Source organism: Mycobacterium sp. PO1, assembly GCF_017312405.1.
GTDB lineage: Bacteria > Actinomycetota > Actinomycetes > Mycobacteriales > Mycobacteriaceae > Mycobacterium.
Genome location: NZ_BLTG01000007.1, coordinates 130,664 through 145,671, shown reverse-complemented (window position 1 = coordinate 145,671; position 15,008 = coordinate 130,664). Strand labels below are relative to the sequence as shown.

General features: G+C 67.4%; 12 protein-coding genes, 1 tRNA gene and 1 pseudogene. 7 read left to right on the top strand and 7 right to left on the bottom strand.

Annotation, left to right across the window (positions count from 1 at the left end; genetic code table 11):
- A pseudogene (locus tag J3476_RS02790) lies at positions 1-1,201 on the bottom strand (hypothetical protein); the annotation flags it as partial.
- Between the two features lie 204 nt (positions 1,202-1,405).
- Entirely contained in the window at positions 1,406-1,978 is a 573-nt protein-coding gene (dcd, locus tag J3476_RS02785; RefSeq protein ID WP_152515164.1) for a dCTP deaminase, read from the bottom strand.
- A 36-nt stretch (positions 1,979-2,014) separates the two neighbouring features.
- Between dcd and J3476_RS02780 the strand changes: the two genes are divergently transcribed.
- The 3 genes from J3476_RS02780 to J3476_RS02770 all read left to right on the top strand — a co-directional run bounded on the left by J3476_RS02780 (position 2,015) and on the right by J3476_RS02770 (position 4,337).
- A complete protein-coding gene (locus J3476_RS02780; protein ID WP_207065020.1) occupies positions 2,015-2,710 on the top strand; it encodes a DsbA family protein in 696 nt (231 codons plus the stop codon).
- A 34-nt stretch (positions 2,711-2,744) separates the two neighbouring features.
- A tRNA-Gly gene (locus J3476_RS02775) sits at positions 2,745-2,818 on the top strand.
- Between the two features lie 448 nt (positions 2,819-3,266).
- Complete coding sequence (locus tag J3476_RS02770) at positions 3,267-4,337, top strand: LuxR C-terminal-related transcriptional regulator (protein ID WP_207065019.1); 1,071 nt, start codon at positions 3,267-3,269, stop codon at positions 4,335-4,337.
- Positions 4,338-4,465: 128 nt separating this feature from the next.
- Here J3476_RS02770 and J3476_RS02765 read toward each other — a convergent pair whose 3' ends face one another.
- The 4 genes from J3476_RS02765 to J3476_RS02750 all read right to left on the bottom strand — a co-directional run bounded on the left by J3476_RS02765 (position 4,466) and on the right by J3476_RS02750 (position 9,354).
- The gene (locus J3476_RS02765) at positions 4,466-4,975 is read right to left on the bottom strand and encodes a flavin reductase family protein (protein ID WP_207065018.1); all 510 of its coding nucleotides are present in this window, start codon (positions 4,973-4,975) and stop codon (positions 4,466-4,468) included.
- Positions 4,972-6,267, bottom strand: coding sequence for a hypothetical protein (locus J3476_RS02760; RefSeq protein ID WP_207065017.1), 1,296 nt, complete (start codon positions 6,265-6,267; stop codon positions 4,972-4,974). The genes J3476_RS02765 and J3476_RS02760 overlap by 4 nt, the downstream gene beginning before the upstream one ends.
- A 192-nt stretch (positions 6,268-6,459) precedes the next feature.
- Positions 6,460-7,287 carry a glycoside hydrolase family 16 protein gene (locus tag J3476_RS02755; RefSeq protein ID WP_207065028.1) on the bottom strand — a complete coding sequence of 276 codons (828 nt, stop codon included), beginning with the start codon at positions 7,285-7,287 and terminating at the stop codon, positions 6,460-6,462.
- 90 nt (positions 7,288-7,377) lie between these two features.
- On the bottom strand, positions 7,378-9,354 hold the full coding sequence (locus J3476_RS02750; RefSeq protein ID WP_207065016.1) for an Ig-like domain-containing protein: 1,977 nt from the start codon (positions 9,352-9,354) through the stop codon (positions 7,378-7,380).
- Positions 9,355-9,516: 162 nt separating this feature from the next.
- On the opposite strand from J3476_RS02750, the gene J3476_RS02745 reads away from it, so the two are divergent.
- The 3 genes from J3476_RS02745 to J3476_RS02735 all read left to right on the top strand — a co-directional run bounded on the left by J3476_RS02745 (position 9,517) and on the right by J3476_RS02735 (position 12,519).
- Positions 9,517-11,541 carry a lipocalin family protein gene (locus J3476_RS02745; protein WP_207065015.1) on the top strand — a complete coding sequence of 675 codons (2,025 nt, stop codon included), beginning with the start codon at positions 9,517-9,519 and terminating at the stop codon, positions 11,539-11,541.
- A 76-nt stretch (positions 11,542-11,617) separates the two neighbouring features.
- Complete coding sequence (locus J3476_RS02740) at positions 11,618-12,310, top strand: HemK2/MTQ2 family protein methyltransferase (RefSeq protein WP_207065014.1); 693 nt, start codon at positions 11,618-11,620, stop codon at positions 12,308-12,310.
- Complete coding sequence (locus J3476_RS02735; RefSeq protein ID WP_207065013.1) at positions 12,307-12,519, top strand: CDGSH iron-sulfur domain-containing protein; 213 nt, start codon at positions 12,307-12,309, stop codon at positions 12,517-12,519. Before J3476_RS02740 ends, J3476_RS02735 begins: the two co-directional genes overlap by 4 nt.
- 1 nt (position 12,520) lies before the next feature.
- Here J3476_RS02735 and J3476_RS02730 read toward each other — a convergent pair whose 3' ends face one another.
- Positions 12,521-13,480 carry an iron-containing redox enzyme family protein gene (locus J3476_RS02730; RefSeq protein ID WP_207065012.1) on the bottom strand — a complete coding sequence of 320 codons (960 nt, stop codon included), beginning with the start codon at positions 13,478-13,480 and terminating at the stop codon, positions 12,521-12,523.
- A gap of 276 nt (positions 13,481-13,756) precedes the next feature.
- On the opposite strand from J3476_RS02730, the gene J3476_RS02725 reads away from it, so the two are divergent.
- A complete protein-coding gene (locus tag J3476_RS02725; RefSeq protein ID WP_207065011.1) occupies positions 13,757-14,740 on the top strand; it encodes a ferritin-like domain-containing protein in 984 nt (327 codons plus the stop codon).
- Positions 14,741-15,008 lie beyond the last annotated feature (268 nt).

Sequence of the window (15,008 nt, the reverse complement as noted above, 5' to 3'; positions counted from 1 at the left end):
GCGGGTGCCGGCGGCGGGGCGGCCGGCGCAGGCGCGGGTTGGCGTTCGACGTAGACGGTCCGCGGCGCCTGCTGCGGCGCCTCCTGCACGACGGGCACCGGCGGCTTGATCGTCTCGGCCGACGGTTGCTCGGGTGGCAGCTGCACAGCTTCCTCGACCGGCGCGGGAGCGGGGACCTGGCTGCTCGGCACAATGGCGCTCTGGGCCGGGCTGGGCCGCTGATCGGCGGTCGGGCGGATGCTGACCGCCAGCGAGATCGCCAGTGCGACGACACCGACGACGAAGATCGACGTCAAGGCACTGCCCACCAGCAGGAACGGCTTGCGGTCGTCCTCGACGGCGCGGGCCGCGGTCGGGGCATACTCGTCGACCTCGTCGACCTCTCGTCGACCTCGTCGACCTCGTCGACCTCGTCTGGCTCGCCCGTTGCCGGCGCCAGTTGGGTGTCGGCGGCCGCAGCGGCGTACACCGATCCCGCGGTCGGACCGTCCGGGTCCTGCGAGTAGGCCAGGCCCACGGTGGTGGCTTCGAACGCCGGCGCCGACGCACTGGCCAACGCCGCGCCACGGGCCAGCGCCAGCTCCGCGTCCTCGGGCGCGTTGACGGGAATGGAGACCAGATGCTCGAGGTGCGCCTTCACCGCGGCGATGTCGACACCGGATCCGACGACGAACATGGCCTGCGGCGCAGACTGCTGAGCGGTGACCGCGCCGGCGAGCTCGGTGAGCACCGCCATCGCGTCGGCGCTGTGCAGGCTGCGACTGAGCACCTTGACGACCGAGCCGTCGTCGGTCTGCACCACCGACAGCGTGGCGGTGTCGCGGTCGACGAACAGCAGCGCGGTCTTCTCGTATCCGACCGCCCGGCCCACGGCCTGCGCCAGCGAGGCGGCGGCATGGCCCTCCGAGACGAGCATGACGTCGTCGATGCCGTGCCGGGCCAGGGCGTCGCGCAGCGCGGTCGCCGCGGTGTGGTCACTCCACGTGACGCCGATCGAGCGCAGGTGATGTCCGCCGGTCTCCGCGCTCTCCCGGGTGCCCAGCACCGCCGAGACCACCTGCTCGGCGGCGTTTGCCGAGTCGTCTGCCGATGCAACGTCGAAGACGTCGTGGTCGACGGTGACCCCGTCGGCGTTCTCGCCCTCGACCAGCACCATGCGGACCGTCGTAGGTGTCATCGACACACCTAATACGATGTCCACCGGCCCTCCAATATTGTTTGCTGCCTGTGCCTGGAAGTTCCGGTCGCGCCGCGCACGGCGAGCCCGCAACTAGTACTTCATCGCCGTGACCAGCCGCTGCGTTACACCGTCGGCGTGTTAGCTGACGGCGACGCAAGTATGGCCCGGCGCTCCGGTGGCACCGACTCTACAAGCGGCAGCCGAGTCCCGGCTGTGACGTGTTCGTCAGCTGGTCTTGATGAAGTTCTGATACGACCGCGACGGGGTCGGGCCGCGCTGGCCCTGATATTTCGAGCCCACCCGGTCGCTGCCGTACGGGTGCTCGGCGGGGCTGGTCAGCCGCAGCAGGCAGAGCTGACCGATCTTCATGCCCGGCCACAACGTGATGGGCAGGTTGGCGACGTTGGACAGTTCGAGGGTGATGTGCCCGGAGAAGCCGGGGTCGATGAACCCGGCGGTGGAGTGGGTGAGCAGACCCAGCCGCCCCAGCGACGACTTGCCCTCCAGGCGGCCGGCCAGGTCGTCGGGCAGCGTGCACCGCTCCAGCGTCGCGCCGAGCACGAACTCGCCCGGGTGCAGCACGAACGGCTCACCCTCCTTGGGCTCCACCAGCGAGGTCAGGTCGTCTTGGCGCTGCGCCGGGTCGATGTGGGTGTAGCGGGTGTTGTTGAAGACCCGGAACAGGTTGTCCAGCCGGACGTCGACGCTGGACGGCTGGATCAGGCTGTCGTCGAACGGGTCGATGCCGAGCCTGCCGGCGTCGATCTCGGCCCGGATGTCGCGGTCTGAGAGCAGCACGGCACGAGCGTAGCCGCCGAGTGGGATGCTCGAACCATGACCACCAGCGTCGATTTCCACTTCGACCCCATGTGCCCGTTCGCCTACCAGACCTCACTGTGGATCCGCGACGTCCGGGCCCAGACCGGCCTGGAGGTGACCTGGCGATTCTTTTCCCTCGAAGAGGTCAACCGGGTCGAGGGCAAGAAACACCCGTGGGAGCGGGAGTGGTCCTACGGCTGGTCGCTGATGCGCATCGGGGTGCTGCTGGGCCGCCGCGACCCGGGCCTGCTGGACCGGTGGTACGCCGTGATCGGCCATGAACTGCACACGCTGGGCGGCAAGCCCCACGATCCCGAGGTGGCGCGGCGGCTGCTGACCGACATCGGTGTCGACGCCGGGCTGCTGGATGAGGCGCTGGCGGATCCGTCCACGCATGACGACGTGCGCGCCGATCATCAGAGGGTGCTCGACGCCGGGGGCTACGGGGTGCCGACGCTGTTCCTCGACGGGCAGTGCCTGTTCGGGCCGGTGCTGGTGGATCCGCCGAGCGGGGCCGACGCGCTGCGGCTGTGGGACGTGGTGACCGGCATGGCCGCGCTGCCGCACGTCTACGAGCTGCAACGACCCAAGACCGCCGCCGACGCCGAACTGATCGGGCAGTCCCTGCGCCCGTATCTCGACGGGCGGGACTGGGTCAGCATCAACCGCGGCGAGGTGATCGACGTGGAAGGCCTGACCGGCGCAAGCTGACGGGGCGGGGGTGCTAGCCTTTCTGTTCGACCAGGCCGATGTAGTTCAATGGCAGAACATCAGCTTCCCAAGCTGAATACGCGGGTTCGATTCCCGTCATCGGCTCCACGAATGTCCGCCAGCGCACGCTGCACCCGCCCACCGGCTTTTTCTTTGCTCCGCAGGTGTGTCCACAGTCCGGCACGTTACTGAACCGCGGGGAAAGCTCTCGCCCGAGAATCGAATTGCGCAGTACCCGCGTGGACGTCGGCACCTCTGGGGTGGCTCGTCTGCGCGGAGACAGAACGCGGCGACTGCGCGGCGCAGGTCAAGGAGTACCCAGTTCGGGGTACATCGGGCGCATTCCGTTGCGCGGCGATCTCCGCAGCGGGCATGCTGCGGAGATGTCCTCGACCGTGCGGGAGGCCATATGCCGATCAAGTTCGCCCCGACGCGGACCTCGTCAGGAGGCGGGCGTAACAACCGCGGCCACGATGGCCGATCCCTCTCTGCGCTACTGACCGAGGCACTCGAGCGTGCACGTACCCTCGTGGACGTCCCGCCGTGGTCACCCTCCGTGGACGAGGCTGAATGCGGCGAACTCGGGCAGCATGTCGAACACGTGATCGCCGAGTTGCGCCGGCAGATGCACTTCGCCGCCAACGATCCGACCCGGATGGCGACGATCTGCGAGGTCGCCCTGACGTTGCAACAGCTCGCTGCCAAACAGCAGCAGATATTGGTCGAGGACCGCATCCGCTCACTCGGCAGCATGCGCCAACGGATGCGGTTCGCCGGGCACAACGACCCGGCCAGCCTGCTCAGGGCTGCTGCAGAGGCAGCGTGCAGGGCATCCGGTCTGGATCGCGCGATGGTGTTCAAAATCGACAGTGGCCGGCTGCACGCCACGTCCACGTACTTCTCGTCCAACCAAGAGTGGGCCGCAGACTGCCAGACCCGCGCTGAGCAGATCGCGATACCGCTGGTGCCCGGAGTGCTGGAGGCCGAGGTCGTCCGGCGCCGGATGCCAGCGCTGGTGTCCGACGCACAGCAGGAGCCGCAGGCCTACCAGCCGATCGTGGGGATGCTCCGCACCCAGGCATATGTGGCCTCACCGATCTTCGTCAACGGACAGATCGAGGCCACGTTGCACCTCGACGCCTACGACAGCGGACGAGAACTCGACGCCTTCGACCGCGACATCGCCGCCGAGTTGGCTTTCTCCATCGGCCAGGCACTCGAGCGTGTCCTGACGCTGCAGCAGCTCATGCGGCAGCGCGCCGTCCTGGAGACTCTGACGTGCCAGACCGAGGCGCAGCTCCGCACCATCGTCGGCTCAGGTGAATTGACCAACGTGGCCATGAGCCACCTGACTGTGCAGCCCGATCTGGTGCACGAGCCGGCCACCGGAGAAAACCGGGCGGCACGCTCGCTGAGATTGGTGCGCAATCTGACCCGCCGCGAGCTCGAAGTTCTGCAACTGATGAGCACCGGGGCGACCAACGCCGACATTGCGGCACAGTTGTTCCTCGCCGAGGGCACCATCAAGACGCACGTCAAGCGGATTCTGCGGAAGCTCAACGTCGGCAACCGAGGGCAAGCTGTCGCGCACTACACCACCGTGATGCAGAACAGGGGCCACCTCTGACTCGCATCGCGGGGCCCAGGATTACGAAGCGCGACCCGCGGCGAGCGGCTGACTGGCCCGGTCGACGGGTCAGCCCTGCGTTCGACGGCAGCGGAGGCATGAAATACGCTGCTGGACAAGCGATACCGTCACAAGGCCAGTACCCCGGAGAACGATCCGTCACAGTAGATGAGCGGCTCACCCTGGCTGCCGGTCCGGATGTCGGTGATGACCCCGATCAGGATGTCGTGCGTGCCGGCCGCCACGACGCGGTCGACGTCGCACGTCAATGACACCAGGCTGTCGGCGAGCCGGGGAACGCCATCTGGCGTGTACTCCCAATCGCCCGCCGTGAATTTCTCGGCGCCCCGGGCACCGTCCATGCCGGCGAAGCGCCTGGCCAGCGTGCAGTGTTCCTGGCTGAGGACGTTGACCGCGTACCGACCCATCGACTTGATGGCTTCACCGACGACCAGATTCTTGTTGACACAGCAGAGCAGGCTGGGAGGCTCTGCGGTCAGTGACGTGACCGCGGTGGCCGTAATACCCAGGGGGCCTTTCGGACTCGGCGCCGAGATGATGCTCACTCCGGCAGCGAGGCGACGCATGGCCGTCCGGAACTCGTCGGCGCCGATCGCGCTTCGCGTGAGGCTGTTCACGCCGCGGACTTCCACATCCTCAGACCCGCACTGTGTGGATAGGCCATGGAGGCTTGAACATTGACGCGAAGAAACCTGTCTGTCAGCACGGAGATCTTGTTGGTCTCCAGCCACCACAGAAAATTGTGTCGACGCCAGGGGCGCAACGCGCGCCGGATCGCAGTATCGGGATCCTGACCGTGCACCACGGCTTCTGCGCCGATGACACCACCGATCGCCGCGGAGACCATGCCGTCTGCGTAGTAGCAGGGCGCGCCCCCGGAGTACATCCGCTTGAGCTCCAAGGTTCCTGGTTTGGAGGGTGCCACCTTGCCCCACGACGACGCCGGGACCAGTGCACCGGCCAGGGTCTCTGCTGCGTCGTCGACCACCAGCCCCAGCGCGTTGGCGACTCCGTACAGTTCGGCGGTCATGGTCGCCAGTTCGGCGTCCTTGTCGAAGCCGGAATCCGCGCCGACGACTCGGGCGAAGATGCCGTACCACGTCGAGCGTGGCGACAGCGGGTCGGCGAACGGGGTGAAGTACCCGACGTCGATGATGCCGTTGCGCCGAATCAGCGGGGCGAAGGTGGTATCTCGTTGCAGGGGGTACGAAATTCCCGAATCCGCTTCGAACATCGGGGCTTGCACAGCCAGGACGAGCCGCTGCGGCCGGCTGGAGTCACCACCCAGCAGTGTGGGTTTGGTGGTCGCATTCACCAACAGCGGCCGTGTCCCGGCAGCGTGACTCCGCAGGTGCGCGGCGGATTCCACCATGTCGTCGACGTACTCGACAGGATGCTCGGCCAGCAGTTCGCGCAGCCCCGCAACCAGGCGGCTGTTGCGCATGCCGTAGACGAGCGGGGCCGCATTGCCCTTGTTTCCGCCCTGCCAGGGACCGGAATCGCTGAATGTCCACTCACCATGGCGGTCGACGGCCATCGCGGCGGTCTGGCGGTGGGCCACAGGTCCGGGGAGGCTGGTGCCCGTCGCCGCCTGAAGGAGCGTCGCATGATCGACACCGACGGCCGAGCTCAGGAAATCAGCCGCAACCCCGCGCAGGCTGACCCCGTTGATGAGTCGGCGTGACTCCTGAGCTGGTGGTGAGACCAAGGTGACCTTCCCCTCGAACCGGGGATGCTGGGCCAGCTGGGCCGCGAACGCTTGAGCACCGATACCGTTTCCTGCGATGACAACCGAGTCGTAGGACGGTGGGTGCGTCCCGGTGGCCGGCACGAACCGACGGACGAACCGTTGCACCGACTCGTTCCGGTGGCGCGTCTGCGCCTTCCCGTGGGCATCGACGAGGGACATCACTGACCTCCTGTGAATGAACGACTCCGCTGGTTCGCGCGGGCGAGGCGGAGGGCATCGCGCTGCTGATGCTGCGTCGGTCAAACAGGTGCGGTCAACGCTGGGAAACGAGAATCCCCCCCTTAGGGGTACAGAAGTACGCGCACGGGCGTACGGCCGGAAACGCGCTCGACGGAGTCCCGTCGACACCCGCTAGCTGCTGAAGACGCGGATCCAGTCGACGCGCATCTCGGCGGGATAGGTGCCGCCGGCAGGTTCACGCCCGCCGGAGCCGCCCACGGCGATGTTGAACACGGGGACCATCGTGAAGCCCGGATCGTTGAACGGCCAGTCCTGCAGCGAGTTCGCCGGCACCGTGAAGAAGGGCTCCATGCCCGGCTGGTAGTCCTTCCAGAAGTACATTCCGCTGGTCTGCCAGGTCATCCGCCATGTGTGCCAGGCGTTGTCGACGGGATGACGGTCGGTCGCGAAGGAGGTGCCGTCCAGCCGGGCATGCACCGTGGTTCCCGACGGCCAGTCGTTGTTGCCGTACCACTCGACCAGATCGACCTCACCGCCGCGGACCGGGTTCTCGTTGACGAGCCAGAACGCCGGCCAGGCGCCGTCGGTGAGGCAGTCGAGTTTGACCCGTGCTTCCCAGGTGGTCCCGATACCGCCGCGCCACAGCCCCATGATCTTGGCGCTGGCGTACTTCTCCTGGATGTTGGCGCCTTCACCGCGGGTGGCGCGGATGACGAGGTTTCCGGTGCCGTCCTGGAACACGTGCTCCTGGTCGGTCACGTAGCGGCCCATGTTGAACGGCTTGTCCCACTCGTGCGGGTTCCGGATCGTCTCGCGGGCGGGCACGATGAACCACTTCGCGGGGTCGGGTGGTGCTCCCGCGGGGCCGTTGAACTCGTCCTGCCACAACATCTGCGGGCCGGTCTCCGCCGCGGGCGGCTGAGCGTGAGCGGACCGTATCGGGGTAGCCGCAGCGGCCATCCCCAAGCCCATCATGAGCATGGCACCGCGGCGATTCATCTCAGGCACAGTTGCACTATAGGCAGGCACCGCGTTCACCTGCCGGAACATGACCGAACGGATCGGCCCGTTTCGCTATTCGGCCAGAACTCAGCGTGGCGCCGCCTTCGACTTCCGGCGGCGCCCACCCAGCAGCACGAACCCGAGGGCCGCCGCCGCGTACGGCGGTGAATCCGGCATCACCACGTGATAGCCGAGGTCGGTGAGGATAGCCAGTTCTACCGGGCTGAGGACCCGCACACTCAGCCCGCTGGCGGTCGCGGCATTCATGATCTTCTGATTCACGCCGGTGAAGGTGAAGTCGTCGAGGTGGCTCATCGCGCTTCCCGGCTGCCACGGATTCGGCGTGTACAGCGGCACCAGCCCGCCGTACGCGGCGATCGCGTTGGCGCCCCCGAAGTACAGTCCGTCCTCTTCGTCGGTCAGCAACGGATCGAAGCGGTTGCGCCACCGGTAGAACGGACTGATCGGCCGGGCACCCGCCGAGGTGACGACGAATCTGTCGAACGTCACCCAGTCGCGATCGTTGTTCTTTCCGGGCGCATCGACAGCGGACAGAAAACCGAAGGAATGCATCAGTTCATGGATGACGGTGGACGCGAAGTCGTATTCGCCGCTGCCCACGGTGTCGGCCAGGCCCCACTCGAATTCGGTGAAATTCCAGAAGATCTCCCCGTCGGCTTTGTCGCCGTTGGAGTCGACTCCGGTCTGCAGCTTGTTCTGCACCACCGTGCGCCAGAAGCCCGCACGCTCTGAAATCGGATCGCTGCCCGCGGAGGCGAGGAACTCGTCGTCCTCGAGACCCACGTCGTAGGTCAGGGTGACCGGCTGATCGACCCGAAAGTACCAGAGCAGCTGATTTGCAACGTCTTCCAGGGCCTGCCGCCGTTCCTCGGTCCAGCCGGCGCCGTCGTCGAGGTAGTTGAAGGCGAACGTGATGGCGCCCTGGTTGATCAGGGAGGTGGCTCGCGTGCCGATAGGGCGCAGCAGGCTGAGCAGGTTGACATGGAAGCCACGATCGATGGCGATCACACGGAACGTGTCGACTCCGTCGAAATCTGCATCGGGCGTGTAGACATAGGAGCCGTCGGCGTTGATCTCGACCGTTCCCTGCCGGGGTCCGCGCACCAGCCGGTAGACGATCTCGTCTCCGTCGGCATCCACGGCACCGATCGTTCCGTCGATCGGACCCGTGATCAGACCGCTGATCTGCACCGGCGCCACGGTGGGTGCCTGGTTGAAGAAGGTGCGACGCAGATTCCAGAACGATTCTGTCAGTTCGGCTTTGCGCTCTTCGCTGACCGACAGCGAGTCGATCCAGGCCTGCGTGCTGTTCGTCCAGGCGTCGATGGTGTCGGCGACGACGTCGCTCCAGGTGCGCCGGGGCGCCAACCACGGCGGGGCCGGTACCGGTTCGGCTGCGGGTTCGTCCGCGACCGCCGGCGTCTCCACCGCGGCCGCCGCCACGAGAGTGGCGTCCTCCTCGATCCCGTCATCAGTGGTCGACGCGGGCGAGGAGTGGTCGAGGGCCACCTCAACGGGGGCGCCCGGCGTGTCGTCATCGGTGGCGAGAGTCTCGACCTGGTCGACGGAGTCGCTGCCTTCGTCGACAGAGTCGCTGCCGTCCTCGACGGTGCCGGCGTCCTCGTCGATGTCGCCGTCCTCGTCGATGCCATCGTTCTCGTCGGAGCCATCGGTCTCGGCGGAGCCGTTCTCGTCCGCGTCGCTGTCGTCGAGGGCGTCGCCGTCGTCGAGCGCTGCGGCGTCCTCTGTCTCCGCGGCGTCGGCGGTGTCATCAGCGTTCGAGGCGTCGTCGGCGTCCGACTGCGCCGCCCCGGTGTGATTGCCGGACGTCTCGGCCGAATCGCTGTGCTGCGACACCGACGACTCCGCACCGCTATCCGCGGCCGCGGTCGCGGCGTCGGGCCCCAGCAACGAGAACCCCAACAGGGCCGCACCCAGACCGGCCGACGCCGCACCCAGCTTCAGCCATTGCCGCACCGGGAAGTCTTCTGCCCGGCGCCGCACCGCTGGGCGTCGCGAATCCCCGCCATCACTGCTTGTCAACGCCACAATTTCCCCCCTGGTCAGTGATCGCGGCTAAGGCTATACGTAGTCGTGTCACTGTGGAGCAAATTTGCTGGTTGCTCTGTCGCGTGGCGTGACAACAATCTGACGTTCGAGACAATTCGCTGTGCGACGCAGGGTGCCGCGGCTAGATTCCGGTCCGTGACCTCGAGAAGACTGTTGATCTGGGTTGGGGCCATCGGGGCCGGCGGGTGCCTCACGCTCGCCGCGGCGACCGGTGTAGCGGCCGCCGACACCGAGTCTGACAGTGCAGACTCGGCCAGCTCGTCGACTGAGCAGGACTCGTCGGCGGCCTCGCAGAACTCCCCCGACGGCGGTACCACCGAGGGTTCCGGTACTACCGCCGACCCGGCAACGATCCCCGCGTCGATCAAACGCTCGGCGGACGACGACGCGGATGACGAGGCGCAGGCTGACGCGGCCCTGGCGGACGCGATTGAGCTCGAGATCGACGACCTCGCCTCGGCGGGCGAAGAGGACACCGACGCCACCGAGGGCATCGACCTCGAGAGCACCGACCCGGACATCGACGGCACCGACGTCGAGATCACGGATGCCGAGACCACCGACGCCGGGATCACTGACGCCACCGAATCCGAGCTTTCAGCGTCCTCCGACACCGAACCGGTCACCCCGTCCACGGATCCCGAGGCCGCAGAGGCCGCCTCCGACGCGGCGGCCACCCAGCCCAGCGGCAGAGCAGCGGCCGTCGCTGACGAGGCCGCGGAGGCCGACGTCGCGACATCGGGAACGGCCGATTCCGACAGCGGAAACGCCGCGCCTGCGGTCCTGCAGGCCGCCGCGGCCGGCCCCGTGACCGGTGTTCAGACCGGGCGCGCAACGCTGACCATTCCCCTCGATGACGACGAGTTCCGGACGCGGGCCGACTGGTACTTCCCCACCCAAGCCGACGGTTCGGTCGCCGCGACCGGCGTCATCTGGCTGCAGCACGGCTTCCTCGGCACCAAATCGGCGTACTCCGCGCTCGCCAAGACCCTGGCTCAGCAGACCAACAGCGTGGTGGTGGCCGCGAACCTTCCGTCCTTCCCGTCGCTGCGCTGCGGCGGATGCTGGATCAACGGCGCAGCGCTGCAGCAGGGCGTCGCCGCGATGTTCGTCGGTGGCGAGGACTCGCTGAACACGAGCGCCACCGCGGCAGGATTGGTGGGCACCCTGCCGACCAGCTTCGTGCTCTCCGGCCACTCCGCCGGCGGGGGCTTCGCCACCGCCGCGGGCGGCTACTACGCCGCAGATCCCGGCAGCGGAGGCAATCTGCGCGGGGTGGTGATGTTCGACGGGTTCTCGTTCAGCGGAGTGGTCACCGACGCGCTGCAACGCCTGGACAACCCCTACATCCCCGTCTATCAGATCGCCGCGCCGCCGCAGCCCTTCAACTCCAACGGCGCGACCACCGCCGAGTTGGTGGCCGCTCGCCCCGGCCAGTTCGTGGGCGTGACCCTGGCCAACGGCTCGCACGTCGACTCGATGCTGGGCAGCAACCCGATCATCGACTTCTTCGCCCAACTGGTGACCCGGTTCTCCCCTGCCGGCAACACCGAGGCGGTGTACACGCTGGCCACGGGGTGGATCAACGACCTCTACCAGGGCCTGGGCCCCGCCGACGGCGCCGGCATCTACGGAGCCCCGGACCAGTACATCGTGATGGGCGACACCGCGGCGGTGGTCCTGGCTCCGCCGCCCGTCGTCGACCTGAACCGCTACCTGGGCACCTGGTACGAGGTGGGCAGCGTCAAGCAGTTCTTCTCCATCGGGCTGGTCAACACCACCGCGCAGTACAGCCTCAACCCCGACGGGTCCATCAGGGTGGAGAACTCGGGCAACTACTTCGTCAACAACGGCCCCGAATCCCGCATCGTCGGTGCGGCGCTGCCGGTCGAGGGCTCGGAGAACAAGCTCAACGTCGCATTCTTCTTCGGCAGCCCCTCGACCAACCCGCCCGGCAACTACTGGATCGTCGACCTCGACCCCGATTACCAGTGGGCCATCGTCACCGACTTCACCGGGTTGAGCGGATTCCTGTTGACCCGTACCCGGACCGTCTCCGACGACTTCTACCAGGAACTGCTCAACCGGGCGTCGGTCAAGGGCGTCAAGGGACGGATCACTCCGACCCGCCAACCGGCGGCGGACACCGTCACGGTCTAGTCCGGAGCGTGCCTGCGCAGACCTTACCGGCGTGTGACACACGTTTCGGCAGTGCAGGAACGGGCATAGATGCTGGGTGACGAGTGCATACACCGGGTTCGGTTCGGCAGACACGACGGTCGAGGTCTATCCCCCTCAAGAAGATTCGCTTCTGCTGATCGACGCCATGATCGAGACCGGGCTGGTCCCCGGCGCCCGGGTGGCGGACCTGTGCACCGGCAGCGGGGTGATCGCCATGGCGGCGGCCACCGCCGGAGCCAGCCAGGTGACGGCGTTCGATATCTGCCCCAGCGCCGTACGACAGGCCAGGGAGGCAGCCCTCACCGCGGGCACCCGCATGGACGTGCATCGCGGATCCTGGGCCAGGGCGGTGGAATTCGCCCCGTTCGACCTCGTGGTCGCCAATCCGCCCTATGTCCCGCAGGCGCCCGATGGAGACCCGTGTTCGATCCCGGCAACCGCCGGCCCGTCGCGCGCCTGGGATGCCGGCGCCGACGGACGAATGGTCCTCGACCCGATGTGCGCCGCCGCCCCACTTCTGCTGGATGAGGGTGGCACCATGCTGGTGGTCCAGTCGGAATGCTCGAACGTCATGAGCACCCTGCGCGCACTGCGGGCGCAGGGTATGCACGCTGAAGTCGTTGCTCAGCAACTGATTCCGTTCGGTCCTGTGCTCTCAGCCCGCGCCCCGTGGCTGATGCAGAGCGGTCTGCTGCCTCGCGGCAGTCGACAGGAACGCATCGTGGTCGTCCGCGCGGACGCCCCGTGACCGAGCAACCGCCTCGGACGGTACGCGTGGTGCCGGGCGGGCCGGTGATGGTCGAGGGTCCGGTCCGCATCGAGATGCCCGACGGGAACGTGGTCGAATCTGACCGTTTCATGGTGGCGATCTGTGCCTGCCGCAGGTCCAAAACCTATCCGCTGTGCGACACCAGCCACCGGCGCCGCACGAAAACGGCGCCGCACCACGACGACTGACTCAGGCGATCTCTCGACGCAGTGACGGCGTCCCGGTCTGCCAGCATTCCATCAGGTGATCGGCCAGCCGCGTCTCCACCACGTCGAACGCCCGGATGCCGAACACGACGTCGGCGTCGAGTTCGGGTTCACGGGCCACCAGGTCGCCGACCACGTCGGTGCGCACCACCTGTTCGTGCACGGCGTCGGCCTCGACATGCTCGGCGTAGAACGCACGGCACGGTTCAGGAGCGTCGAGCCGCTCGAGTGCCTGCACCATCCGTCGCGAACCGGGCGGGGAGGTGACTTCCGTGGCGGCGAAGTGCCCGACCGCGGCGCCCCGCAGGCGCCTGTGCAAGCCGAACAACGACATCAGGTTCACCACCGCCAGAGTCGCAGCGGGCACATCGTCCAGATAGCCCAGATAGGCCGAATCGAGATCGGCCGCGTCGAGCAGGTCGGCGAACAGCTGTTGGTGCAACCGCGCACCCCGGCCCGCGCCGAACTCGTCGAATTCCACGGCCACGAACGAGGCCTTGGCCTGCCCGCTGAGGCGCGGAATCGCCCACGCGTGCGGGTCCCCTTCTTTGAGGTGGTAGAGGGAGCGGTGCGCGAAATACTCACGCATCTGCTCCCACGAGCCTTCGTCGCGCAGAAAGTACGACAGTCCGCTGCCGTCCACCGGTTCGATGCACAGCTCGTCGAGCTCGGTGAGGGCGCCGACGCCGGGTTCGAGGTCGCCGACCGCACGACGGATGTCATCGAGGAACACATCTTCGAGTCGGCCCCGCAGATACAGCAGACCGGGATTCCACTCCCATCCGGCGTCCACGCCGGCGAATCCGCGATAGTGCAGCTCGTAGCACAGGTACAGCGCCAACTGGACGTCCAAGCCCGCGGGATCCGCGTCGGCCAGCGAGGTCTCCACCCGGTTGAAGGACCGTAACGGCGCGCGCTCAGCCAGCAGCTCCACCACGGACATCGAAATCGGACCGCGAGGGGCAGGGAGGGTGGGCTGAACAAACGTCGAAAACACGAGCAAGTAGTTACCCCGCTGGTAGCCGAGCCAATCACGTCCGCCCCGCCCCGAGCAGACACCGGCACTACCCGATTCGCCTCAGGCCTCACGTGATTGCCGCATATCTCACAGCTGATGAATCCGCGATGAGCTGTCGGGCCATCGGGTATGCGACTGCGTGAGCGCCACTGGCGCCAGAACGCTTCATCCGTCTACTCGAGAGAAGGAGTGCACGAGACAATGACGACTCCCACCGCCGTGTCGATCGAATCGACCACCGCCACGCTCATCGCCCAGCTTCGTACGGTGCTGGACCTGACCCACACTGAGATCCAGGTCGCCGAGACCCGCATCGCGCAGGCGCGCACCGACGCGGTACGCCGCGAGCTCACCCAGAACGCCGAGAACGGCCGGACCCGCGCCATCGCCATCGAGCAGGCGATCCGCGACCTCGGCGGCTTCCCCGATGTGATCGGTCCGTTCCTGGGCCGTGCGGCCGCGGCGGTCAAGGCGTTGACCGAGCAGGCCGAACCGTTCGACGAGGCCCTTCTCGGTGATCTCGCGCTCGAGGGCCAGTTGCTCGACCGTGCCCGCTACGTGAAGGCCCTGGCCGTGTCGGCGAAGAATTCCGATGTCGAGGAGCTCGCCGCTCGGCTGATCACGGCCCACACCGCCACCGTCGAGTGGCTGACCACGGTGCTCGCCGAGGACGCCCTCGGCGGTCCGGCAGCCCTGCGTCGGACCCCGTTGCAGGCGGCGACCGGCTTGGCCGTCAAGTTCGCCAACCTGCCGTTCACGTGGTCGACCCGCGGAGCCGAGCGGGTGGCCGAGGCCGTGCGCTCGGTGCGACCTGCATTCGCCGATCTGGTCGAGCGTGGTTCACGCAGCACCGAGGTCGTGACGAAGACGCTGACCGGTGCTCGCGACTCCGCGTTGGACGCCGCAGAGCGGATCACCCGTCAGGAGGGCGCCGACGACGCCGCCGACGCGATCCATTCGGTGCGCGGCAACACCGGCATCCTCGATGCTGCCGAGTTGCCGATCTCGGACTACGACGACCTCAACGTCAACGAGGCCGCCAACGCTGCCAAGGAGTTGACGGACGCCGCTGACATCCGCGCCATCGTCGCCTACGAGGAGGCGCACAAGAACCGTCAGCGTGTGGTGTCGGCCGCGCAGACGCGGTTGGCCGCCATCGCTCAGGAAGTCGTCGGCATCAGCTGATCTTCCGACACGGGCCCGGTGCGAATTGCCTCGCACCGGGCTTCGTTGTGCTTGAACGGGATGTTTGAATGCTCTGCAGGAGGGGTATCTCCCGCGTCACTTCGGGAGGGTTGAGGGAGGGCAAAGTGTCGCTATCGGAGAACATCCCGGTCCTGTCGGCGCACACGGTGGCGCCGCTGATCCAACGCCTGCGCACAGCGCTTCGCGACTGGGGTGCGCCGCGCTGTCCGAGCCCGCAGCAGTACTGGTCCGACACGTCACCGACAGT